Below are 18004 nucleotides of genomic sequence, written 5' to 3'. Positions count from 1 at the left end.
TGCGTATGTCCTTTGTCAGCTCTTATTATACCACATGATAATATAATGTCAAATATGCTATACGCAAGATATTCATAACATCAAAGTTATATCAGCTGCGTTTTTCCATAAATTGTTTGTTTATTTCACACACCATATCTCAGGCGCGCTGTAAACTTATAGTAAATACCTTACAAAAAAATTTACCGTGACTTCTTTTTTGCAGCCTTCAGCCTGTACATATTGTCGTCAGCCATTCTCGTTACCGCTTCCATGGAGCATATCTCTCCCCCGTTCACCGAGCAGTATCCGCAGCTGCAGTCCACCTTGTATGGCAGTCCGCTGCGGCTGTTGTAGTCCGCAAGATAATCCGATACACGGCTGATATATCCCTCTATGCCCGAATCGTCCGCACCGCAGAGGATAACGCTGAACTCGTCTCCGCCTGTTCTGGTGCATACGCTGTCCGAGGGCATTGCGTAAAACATCGCATTTGCAGTCTGCCTGATGGCATTGTCCCCCGCCTCATGTCCCCAGCGGTCGTTTATGAGCTTCAGCCCGTCAATATCCGCACAGATAACTGTGAGCACAAGCTTTTCCTTCCTTGCCCGATCCACCAGCCTGCCGCCGAATTTCTCCATTCCACGGCGGTTGAAAAGCTCAGTAAGAGGGTCACGGACATTAAGGTTCTCAAGCTCCTTTACAACAAGCTCCAGGTCCTTTTTCATGTAGAAATTGCCCGCATTGTTGTTTATGGCAGTGACCCATGTGCTGAAAAAGTCCCCTGCGCCGCCCATTCTTGTGGGCTCATATGCAAGATATCCCATAAACTTTCCGCTGAAATACAGGGGAGAAAATCCGAAGAACACCGCCTTTTCCCCGTCCGGAAAATCTATGGGCAGAAGCTGCTCGGAGGAAAACTTTGTTCCCACAGGAACATCATGCCCGTATTGGAGCATGGACATCATACTGTACGCCGAACCCTCGGATTTCATGCTGCCGCTGCCCACAAAGCTTCCGCCGCCCTCCACGCTGGAGCGTATGCACACGAAAAGCCTGTTGAAGCGGAAAAATGCCGCACCGTTTTTAAGCGCCTCATATACCTCTTCCGAGGTCCGGCAGCCCGCAAAAGACGTGTTCATCTCCGTAAGCTTGGCGGTAAACTCTATAAATGTGTTCTTGGTCTGATACGTTGAGTTGTAGTAGCTTTCTTCCTGAGGCTCCTTCTTCACACAGCCGCAGGACTCAGCCTTTTCCAGCACCGACACCACATCTTCCCAGTCGGGGACTTCCCTGCCCTGCCACATACCGCTGAGCATATCCACAGCCTTTTTGCCCGCCTCGGCAAAGCTCCGCCTTACAGTGGTGACAGTGGGCGAATACAGCTCGCAGTCGGCAATGCCGTCAAAGCCTGTTACAATAATATCCTCGGGTATGCTGTAGCCCTGATTTTTCAGCTCGTCCATGCAGAAGATAGCCATGGTGTCGCTGGCACAAACAATGGCCTGGGGCAGCTCATCTTTTAAAAATTCCCTTGTGCAGTCCGCCGCCTTTGTCCAGAACTGACCGTAAGCGATACGCCGCTCCTCCACAGGGATATTATGCTCGGTAAGTACCTTTTTGTAGCCTGCCAGCCTTTCCTCCGTCTGGAGGTTTCCGGGGAAGCCGCCGATGAAGTTTATCCTTGTAAGCCCATGATCCTCCACCAGATGCTTCATCACAAACTCCATAGCGCACTTGTCGCTGAGGGTGATGTTCTTATCAAGCACATGGGTCGGGTCGTTTATGTTGATAACGGGCACATTGTTTTTCTGTGCCAGCCTGTGTACCTTTTCGATAACGCTTTCATCAATGATGGAATCGCCCAGAATGATGATGCCGTCAAGCATATTGTAATTTATAAGGTCAAATACAGCAGTTTCGCCCTTGATGACACTTTCGGGCAGAGTAAGCCCCGAATTAAGGTCAGGCTTTCTGATAAGGCTTGCGAACACAAGCAGATTTATATCAAGCGCCGAACATCTGCGGGCGATACCCTCCGCAATGCGTGTCTCATATTCCTTATCATAGCCTGTAACGCACAAAGCGATGGTTTTTCTTTTCATGGATCTCACTCCCATATGTTCATATTGCACAACAGATCCGATATACCTATTATATCATACAGCGGAGAAATTTCAAGTATTTTTTAAATAACACATACAAAAAAGCGGCTCCGCATTGTGCAAAGCCGCTTGATATCAATATTTATTATCGGGATTTGATATAGTTCCCGGAGTTTTCTCCAGCTCTCTGAATATCCTTATGGCAAATGAGCTTATGGTGAAAAGTATGAACACAGGGCCTATGAGAAGTCCCACAAACAATGTTGTGGTGTTCCACATTATCACTGCGGCCTCAAACGCCACAAGTATCAGCAGGAGAAGCGAGCGGAGGAAGAATTTCATGCTTATCCTGAACGAGTTTTTCAGGCTGTTGATAATGGAGTTTTCATATCTTGCCAGCAACGGATACACATACAGCAGGGAAAATGCAAAGATATATGCCGCCACGATGCCTATTATCAGGAAGATAAGTGCGCCGCTGTGACCCATATCCGCTTCTGCGCCGTATATCTGAAAGTCAAGATACACTGCCCACACGCATATGAGGGTAATGAACGTCATCGGTATGCCCTGCTTGATATTCGCTTTGAACGCTTTGAGAAAGTCCTTTGCTGCGTGACCCTCGGTATCCTCTGCCATATGGAGCGTTACGGAGCACGCTGCTATGGTGGAAGCGCCTATGGTCACTATGGGCAGGCTGAACACCAGCCACATCACGTTAAGGACGAAAACGTCCGTAAGTCGTGTCATGAACTTGTACAGCTTGCTGTCGGGACTGAAAAAACCTGCCATTGAAATTCTCCTTGAAACTTATGTTTCAATACTAATCCTCAATCAACCTATAGATAAATCCTCGGCTGAAATAAGCCCATTCTTCGTCAAGCTCCCTTGCTGGGCACCAAGCCCGCCTGCGGTCGCTTTCCTAGACTGGTCTTATTTCATCTGTCGGCTTTACCTATAGAACGATTAAGGATTAGTATAATACCATAATGCGGGGCGCAGGATATCTGCGCTCCGCATCACTTAATACTTGATTCTGTAAATGATCATCTTACTGCATCTTCAAGACCGCATCTGATAGATGCTTCGTTCTCGCACCATGCAAGGCACTCACCGTTGGGGTCGTACTCCTTGCACTTCTGAGTCATCTCGGCAACGATCTTGTCATACTCAGCGTCGTCCTTAGCGTAAACAGCCTGCCATGAGTAGTTTACGACGCACTTAGCTACCTGCTCCCAGATGATCTTGAGCTCATCGCTCTTGCTGGACTCGGTGTAGGAAGTTGCAAGGGAAACCTTGTGGTTGATGCTGTCCATATATTCCTGAGTATTGTACTTGCCTGTGAAGTCTCTCCAATCCTGGAGAATGCCGTACTTGGCATCGGTACGTCTGCTCTTCCAGTTCTCGCAGTTGTAGGTCTCGCCGTTGGAGTCAGGGTTGGAAGCGTCCTTTGACCAGGTGGTGTTGTTAGCCTGGAATGTGCCGTCGTTGAAGCTTCCGCCGCCCCATTCATCGGGCATCATAGTACCCTTTCTGTCCTTGTAAGCAGCTTCGCCAAGCTCGGTGAAGCAGGTGTTGCCCTCATCGTCATAGTACCAGCAGAGATCCTTGGGGCCCCACCAGTAGGTCATATAGCCCTCGGGAGTGCAGAGGTAGTTGATGATAGCCATGCAAAGCTCGGGATACTCGGTGTTAGCGCCGATAGTCCAGATTCTGTTGCCGCCCAGTACGTTCATGCCGTAGCAGAGAGGAGTTGCATCAGCGGGAACTACGGGGTACATAGCGGAATCGGACTGGAGGTGCTCTTCGATGTTGTAAAGAGCGGAGCCTGCGTAGTCGAAGATAGAGTAGAATACGCCGCCTGCCTGAACCTTTTCGCTCATCTCGTTATAGGTCTGGGTCATGGAGTTGGGGTCGATAAGACCTGCCTGATAAAGCTTGTTGAAGAACTTGAGGGCGGTGAGGTAAGGGCCGTTCTCCTCGAGAGCGTCATGATATGTGCCGTTCTCAACATCGTAGAGACCGAAGCCCATCTCGTCATAGCCCCAGTAGCAGGTAGCAAATGCCTTGATGTACATTACCATGTTGCCGTCCCAGTCGGGCCAGAGGGACATTGCATATGTCTCGTTGCCGTTCTCGTCCTTGGGGCAGATCTCCTTCATGCTTACGAACAGGTTGTAGAGATCGTCCATATTGTTAAGCTCGGGATATCCCAGCTGCTTGTAAAGATCCCAGCGGAGGTCCATGGTGTAGAAGAATGCTTCATGATCCTCGGGAGAGGTTGCAACGTTGTGGCCGAAGCCGAAGAGCTTGTTGCCTGCGCCGAATGAATCATTGAACTGCATATTGTTCTCGATAGCGTAGGGCATATTCTCCTTGATGTAGGAGCCGTAGTCGGTGAGGATATCGTCCTCGTTCCAGTCGAAGAGGAGGCCGCCCTTTGCAGCTCTCTGGTAGTTATCGCCGTTGGAACCGAAGATAACGATGTCTCCCAGATTGCCTGATTCCATTCTGGTATCGAACATACCGTCGGACTCGGGGATAATGGTCATCTCAACATTGAATTCACGCTTCATTACCTCGGCAAACCAGCCTGTGAGCTTGCCTGAGTAGTTTGCCAGCTGGCTGTAAACGGTGAGCTGGATAGTCTCATCGCCATACAGGTCGGAGAGACTGTTTCCGCCCTCGGAGCTGTCAGCTGAGGTATCTGCGCTGTCGTCGGAACCGTCTGCTGCATCGGTATCGGCGCCGTCAGCAGCTACTGATGTTGCATCGGGCATTTCGGGTGTGGCTGCACCGCCGCAGGCTGTAAGTGAGCCTGCCATTGCAAGAGCGAGAACTCCTGCCAGGAATTTTTTCATCTTCATTTTGGGAGATCGATCCTTTCTGAATAATTTTTTTATTGAAACTGATTATGTTTGCTGTTAACCCTTTACTGCGCCAAGCATAAGACCCTTTTCAAAGTATCTCTGCATGAACGGATATACGCACAGGATAGGGATTATCGTTACCATTGAAATGGTGTACTGCAGTATCTTCGTGTTGAAGGAGCTTGCCAGCGCCGATGCGTCGGAGCTGCTGGTACCCGATGCGACCACCGCACCGAGGTTGGAGCTTTGGTTCAGGTAGATGTACAGTCTGTGCTGGAGGGTGTAGAGTGCAGGAGAGTTTGCGTTGAGGATAAGCGAATCCTGGAAAGAGTTCCAGTGGCCTACTGCGCCGAATATGGCAATAGTTGCAAGTATGGGCTTGCTAAGCGGCCAGATTATCTTCCGATAGATCATCCAGTAGCTTGCGCCGTCCATAAATGCGCTTTCCTCTATCTCTGCGGGTATGGACTCGATGTAGGTCTTTACAAGAATGATGTTGTAGGGTGAAACGATACCGGGGATTATGTAAGCCGCAAAGGTATCGGTAAGACCAAGCATGGACATATTCAGATACCAGGGGATAAGACCTGCGTTAAAGTACATTGTTACAACAAGGAAGCGGTACCAGAACTGTCTGTGCCACATTTCCTTTTTGGTAACAAGGTAGCCTGCCAGTGAGGATACGAATACCATCAGCGCAGTACCGATAACGGTTCTGAGAACTGTTACCAAAACTGATTTCCACAGGTCGCCTACAGCGCCCATGGAGATGTAGTTCTGAATGGTAAGCTCCTTGGGGATAAGGGTGATTGCCCCTCTGGTTACAAGCTCGGGGTTGGAGATGGTGTTGATGAAAATGTAGTAAAAGGGGAATATGCAGCTCAGTGTGAAAAGTCCGAAGAACAGATAGTTCAGAATGTTGAATATGATGTCGCCTGCGGTGAGCTTGATGTGGGAATGCTCGCCCACCTCACGGATACCCTTGCTGTCGTTGGGGAAGCTGCTGTTAACAGCGGTATTTTCTGCCATGACTTTCCCTCCTTTACACAATGCTCTCGCCACGGATAAGCTTTGAAACTCCGTTTGCGGCGAAGAGAAGAATTACGCTGACGATGGACTTGACCATACCGATAACTGTTGACAGAGGGATAAGTCCCTTGCCGATACCAAGGTTATAAACGTAAAGGTCAAGCACCTGGATCTTTTCCCAGTTCATTGCGTTGGAGAATACCATATACTGCTCCATGCCGTTTGAAAGGATATTTGCGATGGACATAAGCAGGAGAACGCAGAAAGTAGGGATAAGCTCTGGGATAGTTATGTACCACATCTTTGCAAATCGGCCTGCGCCGTCAACGGTGGCAGCCTCGTAAAGGCCCTGGTCGATGCCCGAAATGGCTGCGATGTAGATGATCGCACTCCAGCCGGTGCCCTTCCAGATGCCCCATGCAAGCATTTTCAGCCACATATGGCCGGAGGACATAAGGTAATTTGTGGTAACAAGCTGATCGGAGCCTGAAACGCTGTTTATCATTGTGTTGATAAAGCCGTCGGTGGAGAAGATAGCCAGTGCGATAGCGTAAACGATTACCCAGCTGATGAAGTTGGGTATGGTGGTAAAGGTCTGGACAAGTCTTCTGAAACGGTTGTTCTTTATCTCGGAAAGGAACACTGCGAATACCATAGGCACCCAGCTGGTGGCAATTCCGAGGCCGCTCATTGCAAGAGTGTTCTTGAGAACGTTCACGATATCGTTTCTTGTGGCGCTGTTCTGGAAAAGCGAGGTGAACCACTTGAAGCCCACGAACTTATCCATGGTCAGGTCCTCACCTGCATTGTAGTTGAAGAATGCGTATCTCCAGCCGTAGAGAGGGAGATAGCTGAATACGAATGCCAGTGCGATGATGGGGAGCATCATAAGGAAAAGCCTGAACTTAGGTTCCATATCATAGTGCTCGCCCTTTTCCGCAGCGGGAACAAGGAACAGGTTAACTGCAGAGCATACGACAAGTGCGATTCCCAGACCCATGAAGATGTAGTTATTGTAGGGGAACATGGGCAGCACTCTGTCAAGCTTGTTGGCGCTTATTGCCTGATCGGCGATCTGATTGTAGAGGTTCTTGAACTGGAAAACAGCTCCAAGCTCCAGGATACCTGCCGCAATGGTGACAAATGCGCCTGTTCTCTTGAGCTTTCTGTTTCCGAGGGACATACAGCCGCCTGCTGCCGCAAGCACCGCAGCCACAATGACTATCATTGCGCAGACATTAAGTGCATGGAATGTGGATTCCTGCACCCAGCCCTGTCTGAACGCACGGCCGAAGTTTGCAACTATTGACTTATAGGATATACCGCAGGAGAACAGTGAAAGATTCTTGTTTATCATTCCGCTGAGGCGTGCAGGGTTGAACGAGGGGAAAAACAGTGCGATTATGTTAATAACAACGGCGCATCGCAGTATCCAGTATATTTTGTCTGAGATCTTTTCTGCCAGCGTCTTTGGAGCTTCTTTTTTCTTTGGGTGAACGGGAATGTCACGAGTTTCGGTGCTGACGATGGTATCGGTTGTGCCGTCCGCCATTTGTTTATCAGTCCTTTCCTTTAATTTAACGCTCAAAAACATACTGCCGCACCTGCGGAGCGGCAGTATGTTTTCGTTTATTCCGCAGGTTCTTTATCAGGACTGCTTCTTCTTGATAACTACGAATACAACTGCACCGATAACTACAACTGCTACGATAACAATTACGATAACGACTGCGCTGCTGCCGCCGGACTCAGCGGGAGCCTCTGCCTGAACAGCCTCGGTCTCGGCAGCTGTTGTTTCCTCAGCAGTGGTCTCTGCCTCGGTCTCGGCTTCTGTTTCAGCCTCGGTCTCAGCTTCGGTAACTGCCTCAGTCTCCTCGGGAGCTGCTGCATCGGGGTTGTCATAGTTAAAGCCGGAAACTGTGAACTGGAGCTCGATGGAATCTGTAGGCATTACATAACCGAACATTCCCTCAGCACCGCCCAGCTCGTCATTCCAGATGTTGATAGCAAGCCACTTCATGTAGGATACAGCATCGGGATCCATGAAAGCTTCGTCAAAGGTGTACTTGGTCTGACCGTCAAGGATTACCTTGAAGTCAGTGATCTTTACCTGATCGTTGAGGGGGATATTGGTGGAAACGAAGAGGAGGTTAAAGGTCTCGTCGTCGCCGAAATCAAAATCGGTAACGGAAACGGAGTATGTGCCGTTGCCCTTTATCTTGGCATCGGTGAACTTGCCGCCCTTGTTGAGAGCTGTGGGGCCGTCCCAGCCTGTGAGCTGATCGAACCATACAGTTCCGTCATCGGCAGTTACGCCGTAGCCGTAGGTAGCGTCGTCATATGCGTTTCTGAAGGTGTAGCTTGCGGACTGAACGCCAAGGTAAGCGTCATACTCGCCGTCGGGGTCAAATGCGCCGTCGGAAGCACCCTCAACAGCGTCCTCAGCCTTGTCATAGTTGAAGCCTGAAACTGTGAACTGAAGCTCGATGGAATCGGAGGGCATTACATAACCGAACATTCCCTCAGCACCGCCCAGCTCGTCATTCCAGATGTTGATTGCGAGCCACTTCATATACTCAGCAGCATCGGGATCCATGAAAGCGTCATCAAAGGTGTACTTTGTCTGACCGTCCATGATCACCTTAACGTCAGTGATCTTGATCTGATCGTTGAGAGGGATATCGGTGGAAACGAACAGCAGATTAAGGGACTCGTCATCGCCGAAATCGAAATCGTTTACAGACACAGAATAAGTACCGTTTCCGGCTATCTCGGCATCAGTGAAATTGCCGCCCTTGTTGAGAGCTGTGGGGCCGTCCCAGCCTGTGAGCTGATCAAACCATACAGTTCCGTCATCGGCAGTTACGCCGTAGCCGTAGGTCGCATCGTCATAAGCGTTTCTGAAGGTGTAGCTTGCGGACTGCACGCCGATATATGCGTGATATGTGCCGTCAAGGTCAACCTCTGCCGCAGAAACGGGCAGTGCTGCAAAAGCTGTCATATTGACAGCAGCCAGTGCCGCAGCCGTTAAGGCTCCGATGAGTTTTGATTTCTTCATAATAACCTTCCTTTCCGGGCTTTGCTGACAAAGCCCTCTGAACAGCTCTCTCCTTAAAGCAGCTGCCCCTGTCCGTAATGTTATCGTTTACGGACGTAATTTCTCCCATAATTTCCCCATTCTCATGTGGTTATACACAAAAGAGAATATATTGGTACTTTTAATTTTAATACAAAATGACAAAAGTGTCAATTACTATTTTACACAAATAAAATCAAGCGGTTATGTAAACCTTTACAATAATATTCGTCAAATAAAATCATTTTATACAAAATGAAAAAAAAGCCTCCCGAAACGGAAGGCTTTTAAATGTACTTATCATTCCCTGAACTCAGCGGGAGTTATGAGCTTATGCCACATTTCATCCGCTGCGGATACACATTCACGGTATTTCTGCGGCAGTATGGCAGGCGGTATGCCGAGAGCTGCGGCAAATTCCGCTGCAGTCTTCATATCGGCTTTTTCATATGCGCATATCATCTTGTAAAGCATTCCCGCTCTGCCCTGACCCGAAATAAGGGAGGCGCACACAGTATCGGGCATTACCTCAGCCAACGGCTTGTGAAGAAGTCTGCCGAGCATTGAGACCGTTCCCATCGAAAATGCTTCTGACGATGTTATCGGCATACTGTCTGCAAATCCCGCCAGCTCCGAGCAGAGCATTCCCCTGAGAAGTGCGAATTTTATCAGCTCGCCGGGCATGGAACCGTCCTCAGCCTTGAAGCCAATGATATAAACGTATTTTCTCAGATTTTCCTCGCCCAGCTTTGCCGCTGCCTTGTCAGTGCCAACGGTGCGCACGTCGGAGGCAAAGTAAAGCGAATTTGCCAGAGCCTGTACCGCTTCCGATATCTCGGGATATCTGCCTATGATATTTGTAATGCTGACAATATCCGACCTGCCGCTGTAAAGCTCATTGAAAAGCTCGTTGAAGCCCTCACGCATGATGCCCTTTCTGCGCACAGCCGTAGGTATCTTGCCATAGATGTACATTCCCTGGTAATATGTGCAGCCGCAGAGCTTTGCCTTGGTATATGCCTCAGCGCATTCTATATTGTATGCGATTATTTTTTTATTGAAGGTTCGTGCCATTCGCAGGATATTTTCCAGCTCGGGAGATGTAAAATCCCTGAAATCCACCTTGATGTAGTCAAAGCTGTCCATAATGCCGAAATAACCCGAATCAACCTTAAAGCCGATGACAGCTATCTTATACCCTGCCTGGCGGTACTTCCTGATAAGATTGTGAGCGGAGCGGTCGTTGATGAGTGAGCCGTCTATCTGTATCACAAGCTTGTCTTTTCCGAAGCGTGCGGGGATATTTGCGGTCAGCATACTGCGGGTAAAGGTGATGTAGGCAGTCCTGCCGTCGGTGAATTTATCCAAGTTCAGCCGTGATATATTATCAGCGGCGGCGCTTTCGTAAAGCTCGTTCCTTTCTGCATTGGCTTTGGGATCGGCAAGTATTATCTCACAGCCCACGGTGTGCTGGAGCTTATCGGTAATAATTTGTCTGGCGATAAACGGGTCCATATGCGTTGCTCCTTAACGGATATAAATTTTACACATATTATACCACTTTGAGCCCAAAACTTCAACAGCAGAATGGTAGTATTTTGATGTGATTTTTGTGCAGTATCACTATTATATCAAGCGCTCGTTTTCCTTGACTATACGCTTTATTCTGTAAATGTGCTTCTTTCCCCTGTTCCTGCGGAAGCGGCGCTTATCCTCGTCTGTTATAGGCTGGGGAACGGATATGGATATATCCGTAACGATACCCGTGTCGGATACTCCCGCACCGCTGCCGATATCCTCCGCCGTGTCCTTATATGTGACCAGTGCAAAGCTGCCCAGCTTATTTGTACGGAATGAAAATGTATTTTCATCTGTCTCGCCCTCGATGACGGTGAGCGTGCCGTTATCCTCAAGGCGGACGCCTCTCAGCTCGTCAATGCGGCTGAGCATTTCCTCGGGCACTGGCAAAGTAACATCAGCGGAATACCCATCTGATATCTGCAGCTTTTCCCTTGTATCGTTCCTGTAAAGCTGTATTTTTACGGGGGATATGCACAGCTCGTCGGAATTTATGCCGTAGCTTTCAAAGGCAGCTTTTATATCGCTTTCCATTTTGTCGGAGCTTGTAAATCTTGCGGTAACGTCTGTTCTGAGCGAGCGGATATTCAGCGTAAGTCCGTAGGAAGCTTCATTTTCCGCCAGACCCTCCAGTGTAACTCTTGCGGCGATATCTTCGGGGGACATTGCAACAGGCTCCATGGTATTCATCTGCTCCGTAACAACGGAAGTCTCGGGCTGGGTGAGGGCGGCGGCATATGACGTGGGAACGGTCATAAAAACAAATGCAGAGGCCGTGGCAAATGCTATGAGCCGCTTTGAAAACGGCTTTTCATCTGCTTTCAGCTTCTCTGCTGCGTAAACGGCAGAATACACTCCGAAGCAGAATGGCTTTGCCCACTTATGGCGTGCGGCAAAAGCCACAGCTTTGTATGCTGTTTTTTCGGAAAGCATCATCATAGCCGTTCTTCCTTCTGATAAAATAGATACTATAATTATATCCCATATAAAAAAATCTGTCAAGACCTCATAATACTAACCTCTAATCAACCTACAGACAAATCCTCGGCTATAATAAATCCATTCGTCGTCAAGCTTCCTTGCAAGGCGGCAAGCCTTACTGCGGTCGCTTTCCTAGACTGGATTTATTCTATCTCTCGGCTTTGTCTATAGAACGATCAGAGCTTAGTATAAAAGATCTTGACAGATCAACATTTTAGCGCTTTATTTTAAAAATCATTCCATTGTTACATAAACTGTTGCTGCGCCTGTTACGGTGAATGTGTCGATAACAGTGTACTCAACGCCGTCAATAGTGAATTTCCACACATGGGAGTCGTTTTGCAGCGCTTCGATAGTTGAGAACGGTGCGCCTGTGGTTCCTATGAGCATATCGGAAGAAAAGATAAATTCTTCGCCTATGCGGACATCTTCTGTCCTGTAAAGGGTGCCGCCGTAATAAAATTCCAGCGTTACAAGGTCGCCCTTTTCGGTTATGGTCATATCTCCTGTGCAGACCGTATCGCTTGAAATCTCATTGCCGCTTTCGTCTATCCAGCTGTATCCCTCGGCAGGAGTAAGTCCGCCTGATGTCAGCGAGCCATAAATGCTTGCGCCCTCGCCTACCCTTATGGTGCCCGTTGTGCCGTCGGCACGGGTATAGGTGACGGTATGGAAGATGACCTCGCTCTTGGGCATTTCGATGATATTCATATCCGAGTTTACCTGAGTTGCCGATGTGACTTTCGTAGGAACATCGCCCTCATAATATGCCCACACATTGTTTGTCGGGTCGGAAAGCTGTGGGAGCTGAGGCAGGTCGCCGATAGTTTTGCCCGTCGGGAATCGTTTGGTGACTATTGTGTCGTCGGCGCTTTTGAATGTCACGAGATAGTTATAGGTGTATATAGCATCAACACCATATGCGGCGTCATTTTCGGTAAAGGGAACGGCATCTCCATAGTAGTCATAAACAAATCCGCTGTAGCTTGCAGGAAGAATAGTTCCTAAATATCCGGGCTGAACTTCCGAAATAGTTTCGGTAGTCATATTTGTCAGCAGATAGAAGCTGCCGCCTGCGGTGTAGCCGTTGACATCATCGCCGATGTAATAGGTTATCTGCTGCTTTTCGACCGCCTGAACCTCGTAACTGCTGTCAATATCCTTAGTTACAACATGGCCGTCGTTTACCTTTACCATACCGCTGTTTGACGATGCAGTCCATGCGTTGTAGCGGGTGATCCATGTGTATTTAAGGTCAAGCTCATTGCCCACATCGGGATCGTCCAGAACGTCAAGGAGCTTTTCGCCGTTGTCTGCATAGGTCTCGGAATAGGTTCTTTCCTTATCCATATAGTTTACGGTAAATTCCTTCTGAGCATATTCTGCGGTAACGGTGATGTCGCCTGTTACCTTCGCATTATCGGTAAGGGGTGAGCCGTCAACTGTCCATGCTGCGTGGTAGCCCTTCTTTTCGGGGATAGTGGGTAGAATGTCGCTGAGAAGAGTGCCGTACTTGGCAGTCTTTGTATCCTGCTCAGTTCCGATTATAATGGTAACTGTATAGGTCTTGGGGGTGTATTTTGCGGTAACGGTCATATTACCCGTAACCTTTGCTGTGGAGGATATTGCCGCACCGTTTATTGTCCATATGCCGTCATGGCCTGTTTTAGCAGGTACAGCGGGGAGAACATCGGAAAGGGAATCACCGTACTTTGCGGTCATTGTGGTTGTGGTTCCCTCAACGTTCATTGTAATGGTATATTCCTTTGCGGTGTAGGAAGCATATACGGACATATCAGATGTAACCACAGTGGCTGCTGTGAACCGAGTGTTCTTGCCCGATACCAGCCATACGCCTGTGTAGCCTGTTTTTGCAGGCACCTGCGGGAAGTTTGAAACTGTATCGCCCGACTCAACGTCACGGGTGTAAAGGACTGTGCCATTGTCGGAAAGGAATGTTACAGTAAATACCTCAGGCTCCTTATCGGTGACTGCGGTGGTAGTTGTGGTGGGATTTGTGGTTGCCGAAGTCTGAGAGGCTGTGCCTGTGGGACGTGTTGTTACCAGAGGAGAAAATCCCGAACCTGTGGGGTCTGTGGGAGCGGTAACGTTGGGATTTGTCACATCAGGAGAGGTCTGTGTACCCTGACCTGTGGTGCGGGGCGAGGTCTCTCTTCTGCTTGTTCCCGATGTATCGGAATTTGCGGGAGCGGTCACTCCTGTGCCCGATACAAAGTTTGAAGCGCTTGTACCCGAGGCATTTGTTCCCGTTCCGTTTGCTCCGTTTGAAGAATCGCCTGTACCGAATGTGCTTTCAGCTGCCGATGCCTGAGCGGGAACTTCCGCCGAAGTGGCTGTTGTGCCTGCTGTGGTGCTTTCGGTAAATGCCGGAGCAGTGTAGTTGTCGGAATTTATAGGCTCCCTTGGAGCTGTAGATGCTGAAGTCTGTGCAGGCTTTGCAGTCTGAGCGGGAGCAGCTGTCTGGGCTGCACTTGTGCCCGAGCCGCCTGCCATTACCTTATAGGAGGTGGCAGCAGTAGTTACGTCATTTTCTGTCTCTGCGCCTGTGAGCTTTTCGATTATAGCGTCCTTTATCCGGAAAAGTCCGCTGTTGTTGGAGCTTACCACACGCTCCTTGATGGAAGCGGCAAGGAAATCGTATTCCGAGTCAAATACAGCTTCGGAGATATCCACCTTTCTGTAGCCGCCCTCAGCCTCGGGGTCACGGATAACGAAATATGAGTGACCGTCAATATCGGGAGAGTTGTGGGTATTCTCGTTCGGCTCAGTTATGATAAGCACGCTTTTGCCCTCGCCTACCATTACCTCTTCCCCGGGAGTGCCGTCCTCGCTTATCAGGCGGACAGCCACCTTGCCGTGGAATGTATCAAGCTCGATGATATACCTGTCGCCGTCCTTGGTGACGGTAACACTGTAGCTGGTTCCTCTTACTGCCATGGTCGCCTTGGGGGCGTTTACATCATAGGAGGAATTTTCCGACAGAGCGGAGGTTATCTCGTTAAGTATTGCGCCCTCTCTGAGATTAAGGGTAGTTCTGCTGTCCTTCTCATTGCCTGCGGCAACAAGCTCCAGCACTGTTCCCGCATCAAGGAGCACATATTTATCGCTGTCAAGTGAAATGCGCATATTGCTGTTGTCATCTACCGAAACAACGTCACCGCTTTCCAGGTTCATTCCCACATAAGCGTCAAGGTCGCCTGCGCTTTCTCTTGTTACCGATGCAGTACCCATAAGCTCGAATACTTTAAGCACTCTGTATGAGTCCTGCCTTGTGAGAAGCACACCTGCAACAATGCCCGCAGCAACAACTGCCGCCGCAACGGCTGTAATTATCACTTTGGCTTTAGATGTAAGTGTTTTCATATGATCACCTCGTTAATTAAAAATCAGCTTACCGCAAAATAAAAAAGGTACGCAGGCAAGCCGCAAAACAGGAATTCCTGCAAATGCAGCCCGACCGCCGTACCTTGAAAATTCATAGCTTAGGCTCGTGCTTTGCGCCACCGATTTTCATCGGTTTTGCCTTTTATTTGCTTATATGAATTATAACATATTATTTACATAAAATCAAGTGGGTTTGCCAAAATTGTTCAAAAAACTCACTTTTAACCAATTCTTAACGCAAATATTGTGCAGTATGTCTGTATCACAGCACTCCAAGCTTTTTCAGGTATTCGGCGGAACGCCTTTGTGTCTCGGGATATGAGGTCTCGATAAGCACGGTCTTATCGGAAAAATACTTAAAATAGTATTCTTTGAACCTTTGCCAGTCTATCTTGCCGTCGCCCACTGCAAGGTGCAGGTCGCTTTCAAGGTCATTGTCATTTATGTGCAGGTGCTTTACGTATGGAGCAAGCTCCGTTACCCACTGCCCTATATCGCATCTGCCGAAAACGCTGGCGTGGGCATAGTCAAAGCATACGCTGAAATTTTTGTGATGGCAGAGGCTTTTGGCAAGGCCGGCAAGCATTTTCGGGGAACTGTCGCACATATTTTCAAGATAGATGTTCAGCTGCGGGTACATGGGAAGTATCTCGTTCCAGAACTCCTCGTTATACCTGTGCCAGCTGTTCACATAAGCATCGGCTATAAAATAGGGGTTGTGGTTTGTGTGAAACACCACGCCTCTTGCGCCTATCTTCAAAGCGGTTTCAAGGCTCTGGATAATGCGCTTTCGGGATATCTCCCTGATGTATTTATCCTCGCTGAACACCAGCACGTCAAAAAAGTCGCCGTGGGAAGTGCAGTAGTCGGGAAGCCCCGCCGCTTTGTATTTTTCGATGATGCTTTCCGTAAGCTCAGTATCATCAAGCACCTTGGGCGAGTAAAAGTCGTTGAACTCAAAGCCGAAGCCGTATTCATGGGCAAGGGCAAGGCTCTCGTCCAGTTTGTCTATCCGTGGGATTATCATAAATCTGCTCATTGTGCGGACATTCCTTTCTGCTTGTCGGTCTTGATCTCACCTGTTATGCCTGTCAGCGAATATACGAACACGCCCTTTGATTTGCCCTTCAAAGGTATCTCGCCGATAGGCTCTGCGGTTATCCTGTCCTTTACCTCGTCATATACCGCCTGACTGATAAGCACCTGACCACGCTTGGCGTTTGATTCCAGACGGGCGGCGGTGTTTACGGTGTCGCCGATGGCGGTGTAGTCCATACGGAAATCGCAGCCGATATTGCCCACAACGGCGTTTCCGCAGTTGACGCCCACGCCGAAGCTTACGGATTTGCCGTACTTTTCCATAAATGTGCTTTCTATTGCATTTCCTCCGCTGACGATATCCCATGCGGTCTTTACGGCACGGAAGATATAGTCGTCAAGGTCAAAAGGAGCGTTGAACACTGCCATGGTGGCATCGCCGATGAACTTATCCAGCGTGCCGCCGTTGGCAAAAATTGAATTTGTGGTAAGGTTAAGGTAGCTGTTCAGGATATCCACCACCTGCTCAGGCTCAAGGCTTTCTGACATGGGTGTGAAGCCTCTGATATCAACGAAAAGCACTGCGATGTGCCTGTTTTCTCCGCCCAGCTTTATGTGGTATGAGCCTGACTTTGCTATCTCCTCAACCACCTGCGGAGCAACGTATTTCTTAAATGCGGCGGTTATCTTGCGCTTTTCAATAGCTTCCTCCGCATATTTTCTGCCAAGATTTACAAGGTAGCATATTACCATGAACAAAGGTGCATAAAGTATGGGTATGGTAAGGCCCGAGCCGTTCAGCATAACTCCAGCTGCGATATAGGCGGCCGTCATTACCATTATAATAGGTGTGGATATTTTCACCTTTGAATACTTTGAGATAAGATATGCCAGCACCGCCGCTGCTGACGCTGCCAGTGCGGATAATACACGGTTTGCGGGAACGGGGCATTTGCCGTCCAGAAGGCCTTGTATGATATTTGCGTGTATCTCCACTCCGAACATCTGGTCGGAGCTGTTGGGTACGGAGAACTGATCCTGAAGTCCCGAAGCATATGCTCCCACAAGAACTATGCAGTCGGTGAATATGCGTGGGTCAACGCTTCCGTCAAGTAGAGAGGACATGGAGATATGCTCATAATCTCCCGGGCGGCCTGCATAGCTTATCCACATTCTGCCGTTATCGTCAAGTGTGGGGGTGTTTGCCGCAGTGCCTGTGTTTTTGCAATAAAGATAGTAGGTCTCCGCCGCAAGGCTGCCGAAGCTCTCATCGCCGTACAGCTCGGGAGCGGACACGGTAAGGAATGCGGAGCGGACTATTCCGTCATCGTCAGGGGAAGCGTTCACAAAGCCTGTGATGCAGTCAGCCGCCTCAATGGGCTGCTCTATCTGCTCGATATGGAAGCGGTCGATGTAGGGCTTGCCGTTTTCGTCCGTCTTGTATGCGTTGGAGTAGCTTATGTATGAGCCTGCCACCACATGTCCGCTGTTACGGCAGGCTTCCGAAAGAGCCTTGTCGCCCTGGCTGTCCATATCGCCGAATATCATGATATCCATTGCCACCGCAGCGGGATATTCCCCCAGAGTGTTGATGATATCCGCATAAACGCCCCTTGACCATGTGCCGAAAGGACCGTATTCACGGAGAGCTTCATCATCAATGGCGATTATCTTTATTTTATTGTTTATGCCCCTGGGGGCCTGGTACAGCTTGTCTCTCAGCAGGCTGTCAAAGGAATAGAACACATCGTAAAATGAGGTGACGAACACCAGAGCGAAAACTACTGCGGCTTCAATGACTGCCGATACCTTGCTGTGGTTCTTCAAAGTATGCCACCCTTTCTTCTGATAGATAATATTTAATAATATTATAACACGTTAAATGCAATTTGTCACTATATTTCAAAAAAAATCGCCAAAAAGATATTTTTCTATTTACAAGC

12 protein-coding genes and 1 riboswitch are annotated in these 18004 nt (G+C 48.9%); all 12 genes read right to left on the bottom strand.

The features are described 5' to 3' along the window. Window positions 1-182: 182 nt before the first annotated feature. Window positions 183-2084: a GGDEF domain-containing protein gene (locus OCV68_RS10770; RefSeq protein WP_262572576.1), complete on the bottom strand. Its 1902-nt coding sequence runs from the start codon at window positions 2082-2084 to the stop codon at window positions 183-185. Window positions 2085-2219: 135 nt separating this feature from the next. After that, entirely contained in the window at window positions 2220-2876 is a 657-nt protein-coding gene (locus OCV68_RS10765; protein ID WP_262572574.1) for a YesL family protein, read from the bottom strand. A gap of 254 nt (window positions 2877-3130) precedes the next feature. Continuing rightward, window positions 3131-4951 carry a type 2 periplasmic-binding domain-containing protein gene (locus tag OCV68_RS10760; protein ID WP_147622557.1) on the bottom strand — a complete coding sequence of 607 codons (1821 nt, stop codon included), beginning with the start codon at window positions 4949-4951 and terminating at the stop codon, window positions 3131-3133. 57 nt (window positions 4952-5008) lie between these two features. Further along, window positions 5009-5983 (bottom strand): carbohydrate ABC transporter permease, encoded by a 975-nt coding sequence (locus OCV68_RS10755; RefSeq protein WP_262572572.1) that lies wholly within the window; start codon window positions 5981-5983, stop codon window positions 5009-5011. Window positions 5984-5996: 13 nt separating this feature from the next. Further along, on the bottom strand, window positions 5997-7535 hold the full coding sequence (locus tag OCV68_RS10750; protein WP_147622558.1) for an ABC transporter permease: 1539 nt from the start codon (window positions 7533-7535) through the stop codon (window positions 5997-5999). Between the two features lie 96 nt (window positions 7536-7631). Then, window positions 7632-9041 carry a hypothetical protein gene (locus OCV68_RS10745; protein WP_147622559.1) on the bottom strand — a complete coding sequence of 470 codons (1410 nt, stop codon included), beginning with the start codon at window positions 9039-9041 and terminating at the stop codon, window positions 7632-7634. Beyond that, a complete protein-coding gene (locus tag OCV68_RS10740; protein WP_178086127.1) occupies window positions 8941-9150 on the bottom strand; it encodes a hypothetical protein in 210 nt (69 codons plus the stop codon). The genes OCV68_RS10745 and OCV68_RS10740 overlap by 101 nt, the downstream gene beginning before the upstream one ends. 209 nt (window positions 9151-9359) lie before the next feature. Beyond that, window positions 9360-10574, bottom strand: coding sequence for an EAL and HDOD domain-containing protein (locus tag OCV68_RS10735; RefSeq protein WP_262572567.1), 1215 nt, complete (start codon window positions 10572-10574; stop codon window positions 9360-9362). A 111-nt stretch (window positions 10575-10685) separates the two neighbouring features. Continuing rightward, complete coding sequence (locus OCV68_RS10730) at window positions 10686-11576, bottom strand: hypothetical protein (RefSeq protein WP_262572565.1); 891 nt, start codon at window positions 11574-11576, stop codon at window positions 10686-10688. A 276-nt stretch (window positions 11577-11852) separates the two neighbouring features. Next, entirely contained in the window at window positions 11853-15002 is a 3150-nt protein-coding gene (locus OCV68_RS10725) for a FecR domain-containing protein (RefSeq protein ID WP_262572563.1), read from the bottom strand. A gap of 81 nt (window positions 15003-15083) precedes the next feature. Continuing rightward, window positions 15084-15173, bottom strand: a riboswitch (cyclic di-GMP riboswitch). Window positions 15174-15285: 112 nt separating this feature from the next. Next, the gene (locus OCV68_RS10720) at window positions 15286-16062 is read right to left on the bottom strand and encodes a sugar phosphate isomerase/epimerase family protein (RefSeq protein ID WP_262572561.1); all 777 of its coding nucleotides are present in this window, start codon (window positions 16060-16062) and stop codon (window positions 15286-15288) included. Next, window positions 16059-17888 carry an adenylate/guanylate cyclase domain-containing protein gene (locus tag OCV68_RS10715; protein ID WP_262572559.1) on the bottom strand — a complete coding sequence of 610 codons (1830 nt, stop codon included), beginning with the start codon at window positions 17886-17888 and terminating at the stop codon, window positions 16059-16061. Before OCV68_RS10715 ends, OCV68_RS10720 begins: the two co-directional genes overlap by 4 nt. Window positions 17889-18004 lie beyond the last annotated feature (116 nt).

Source organism: Huintestinicola butyrica (assembly GCF_025567215.1).
GTDB lineage: Bacteria > Bacillota > Clostridia > Oscillospirales > Ruminococcaceae > Huintestinicola > Huintestinicola butyrica.
This window is presented reverse-complemented; position numbering and strand designations above follow the sequence as displayed.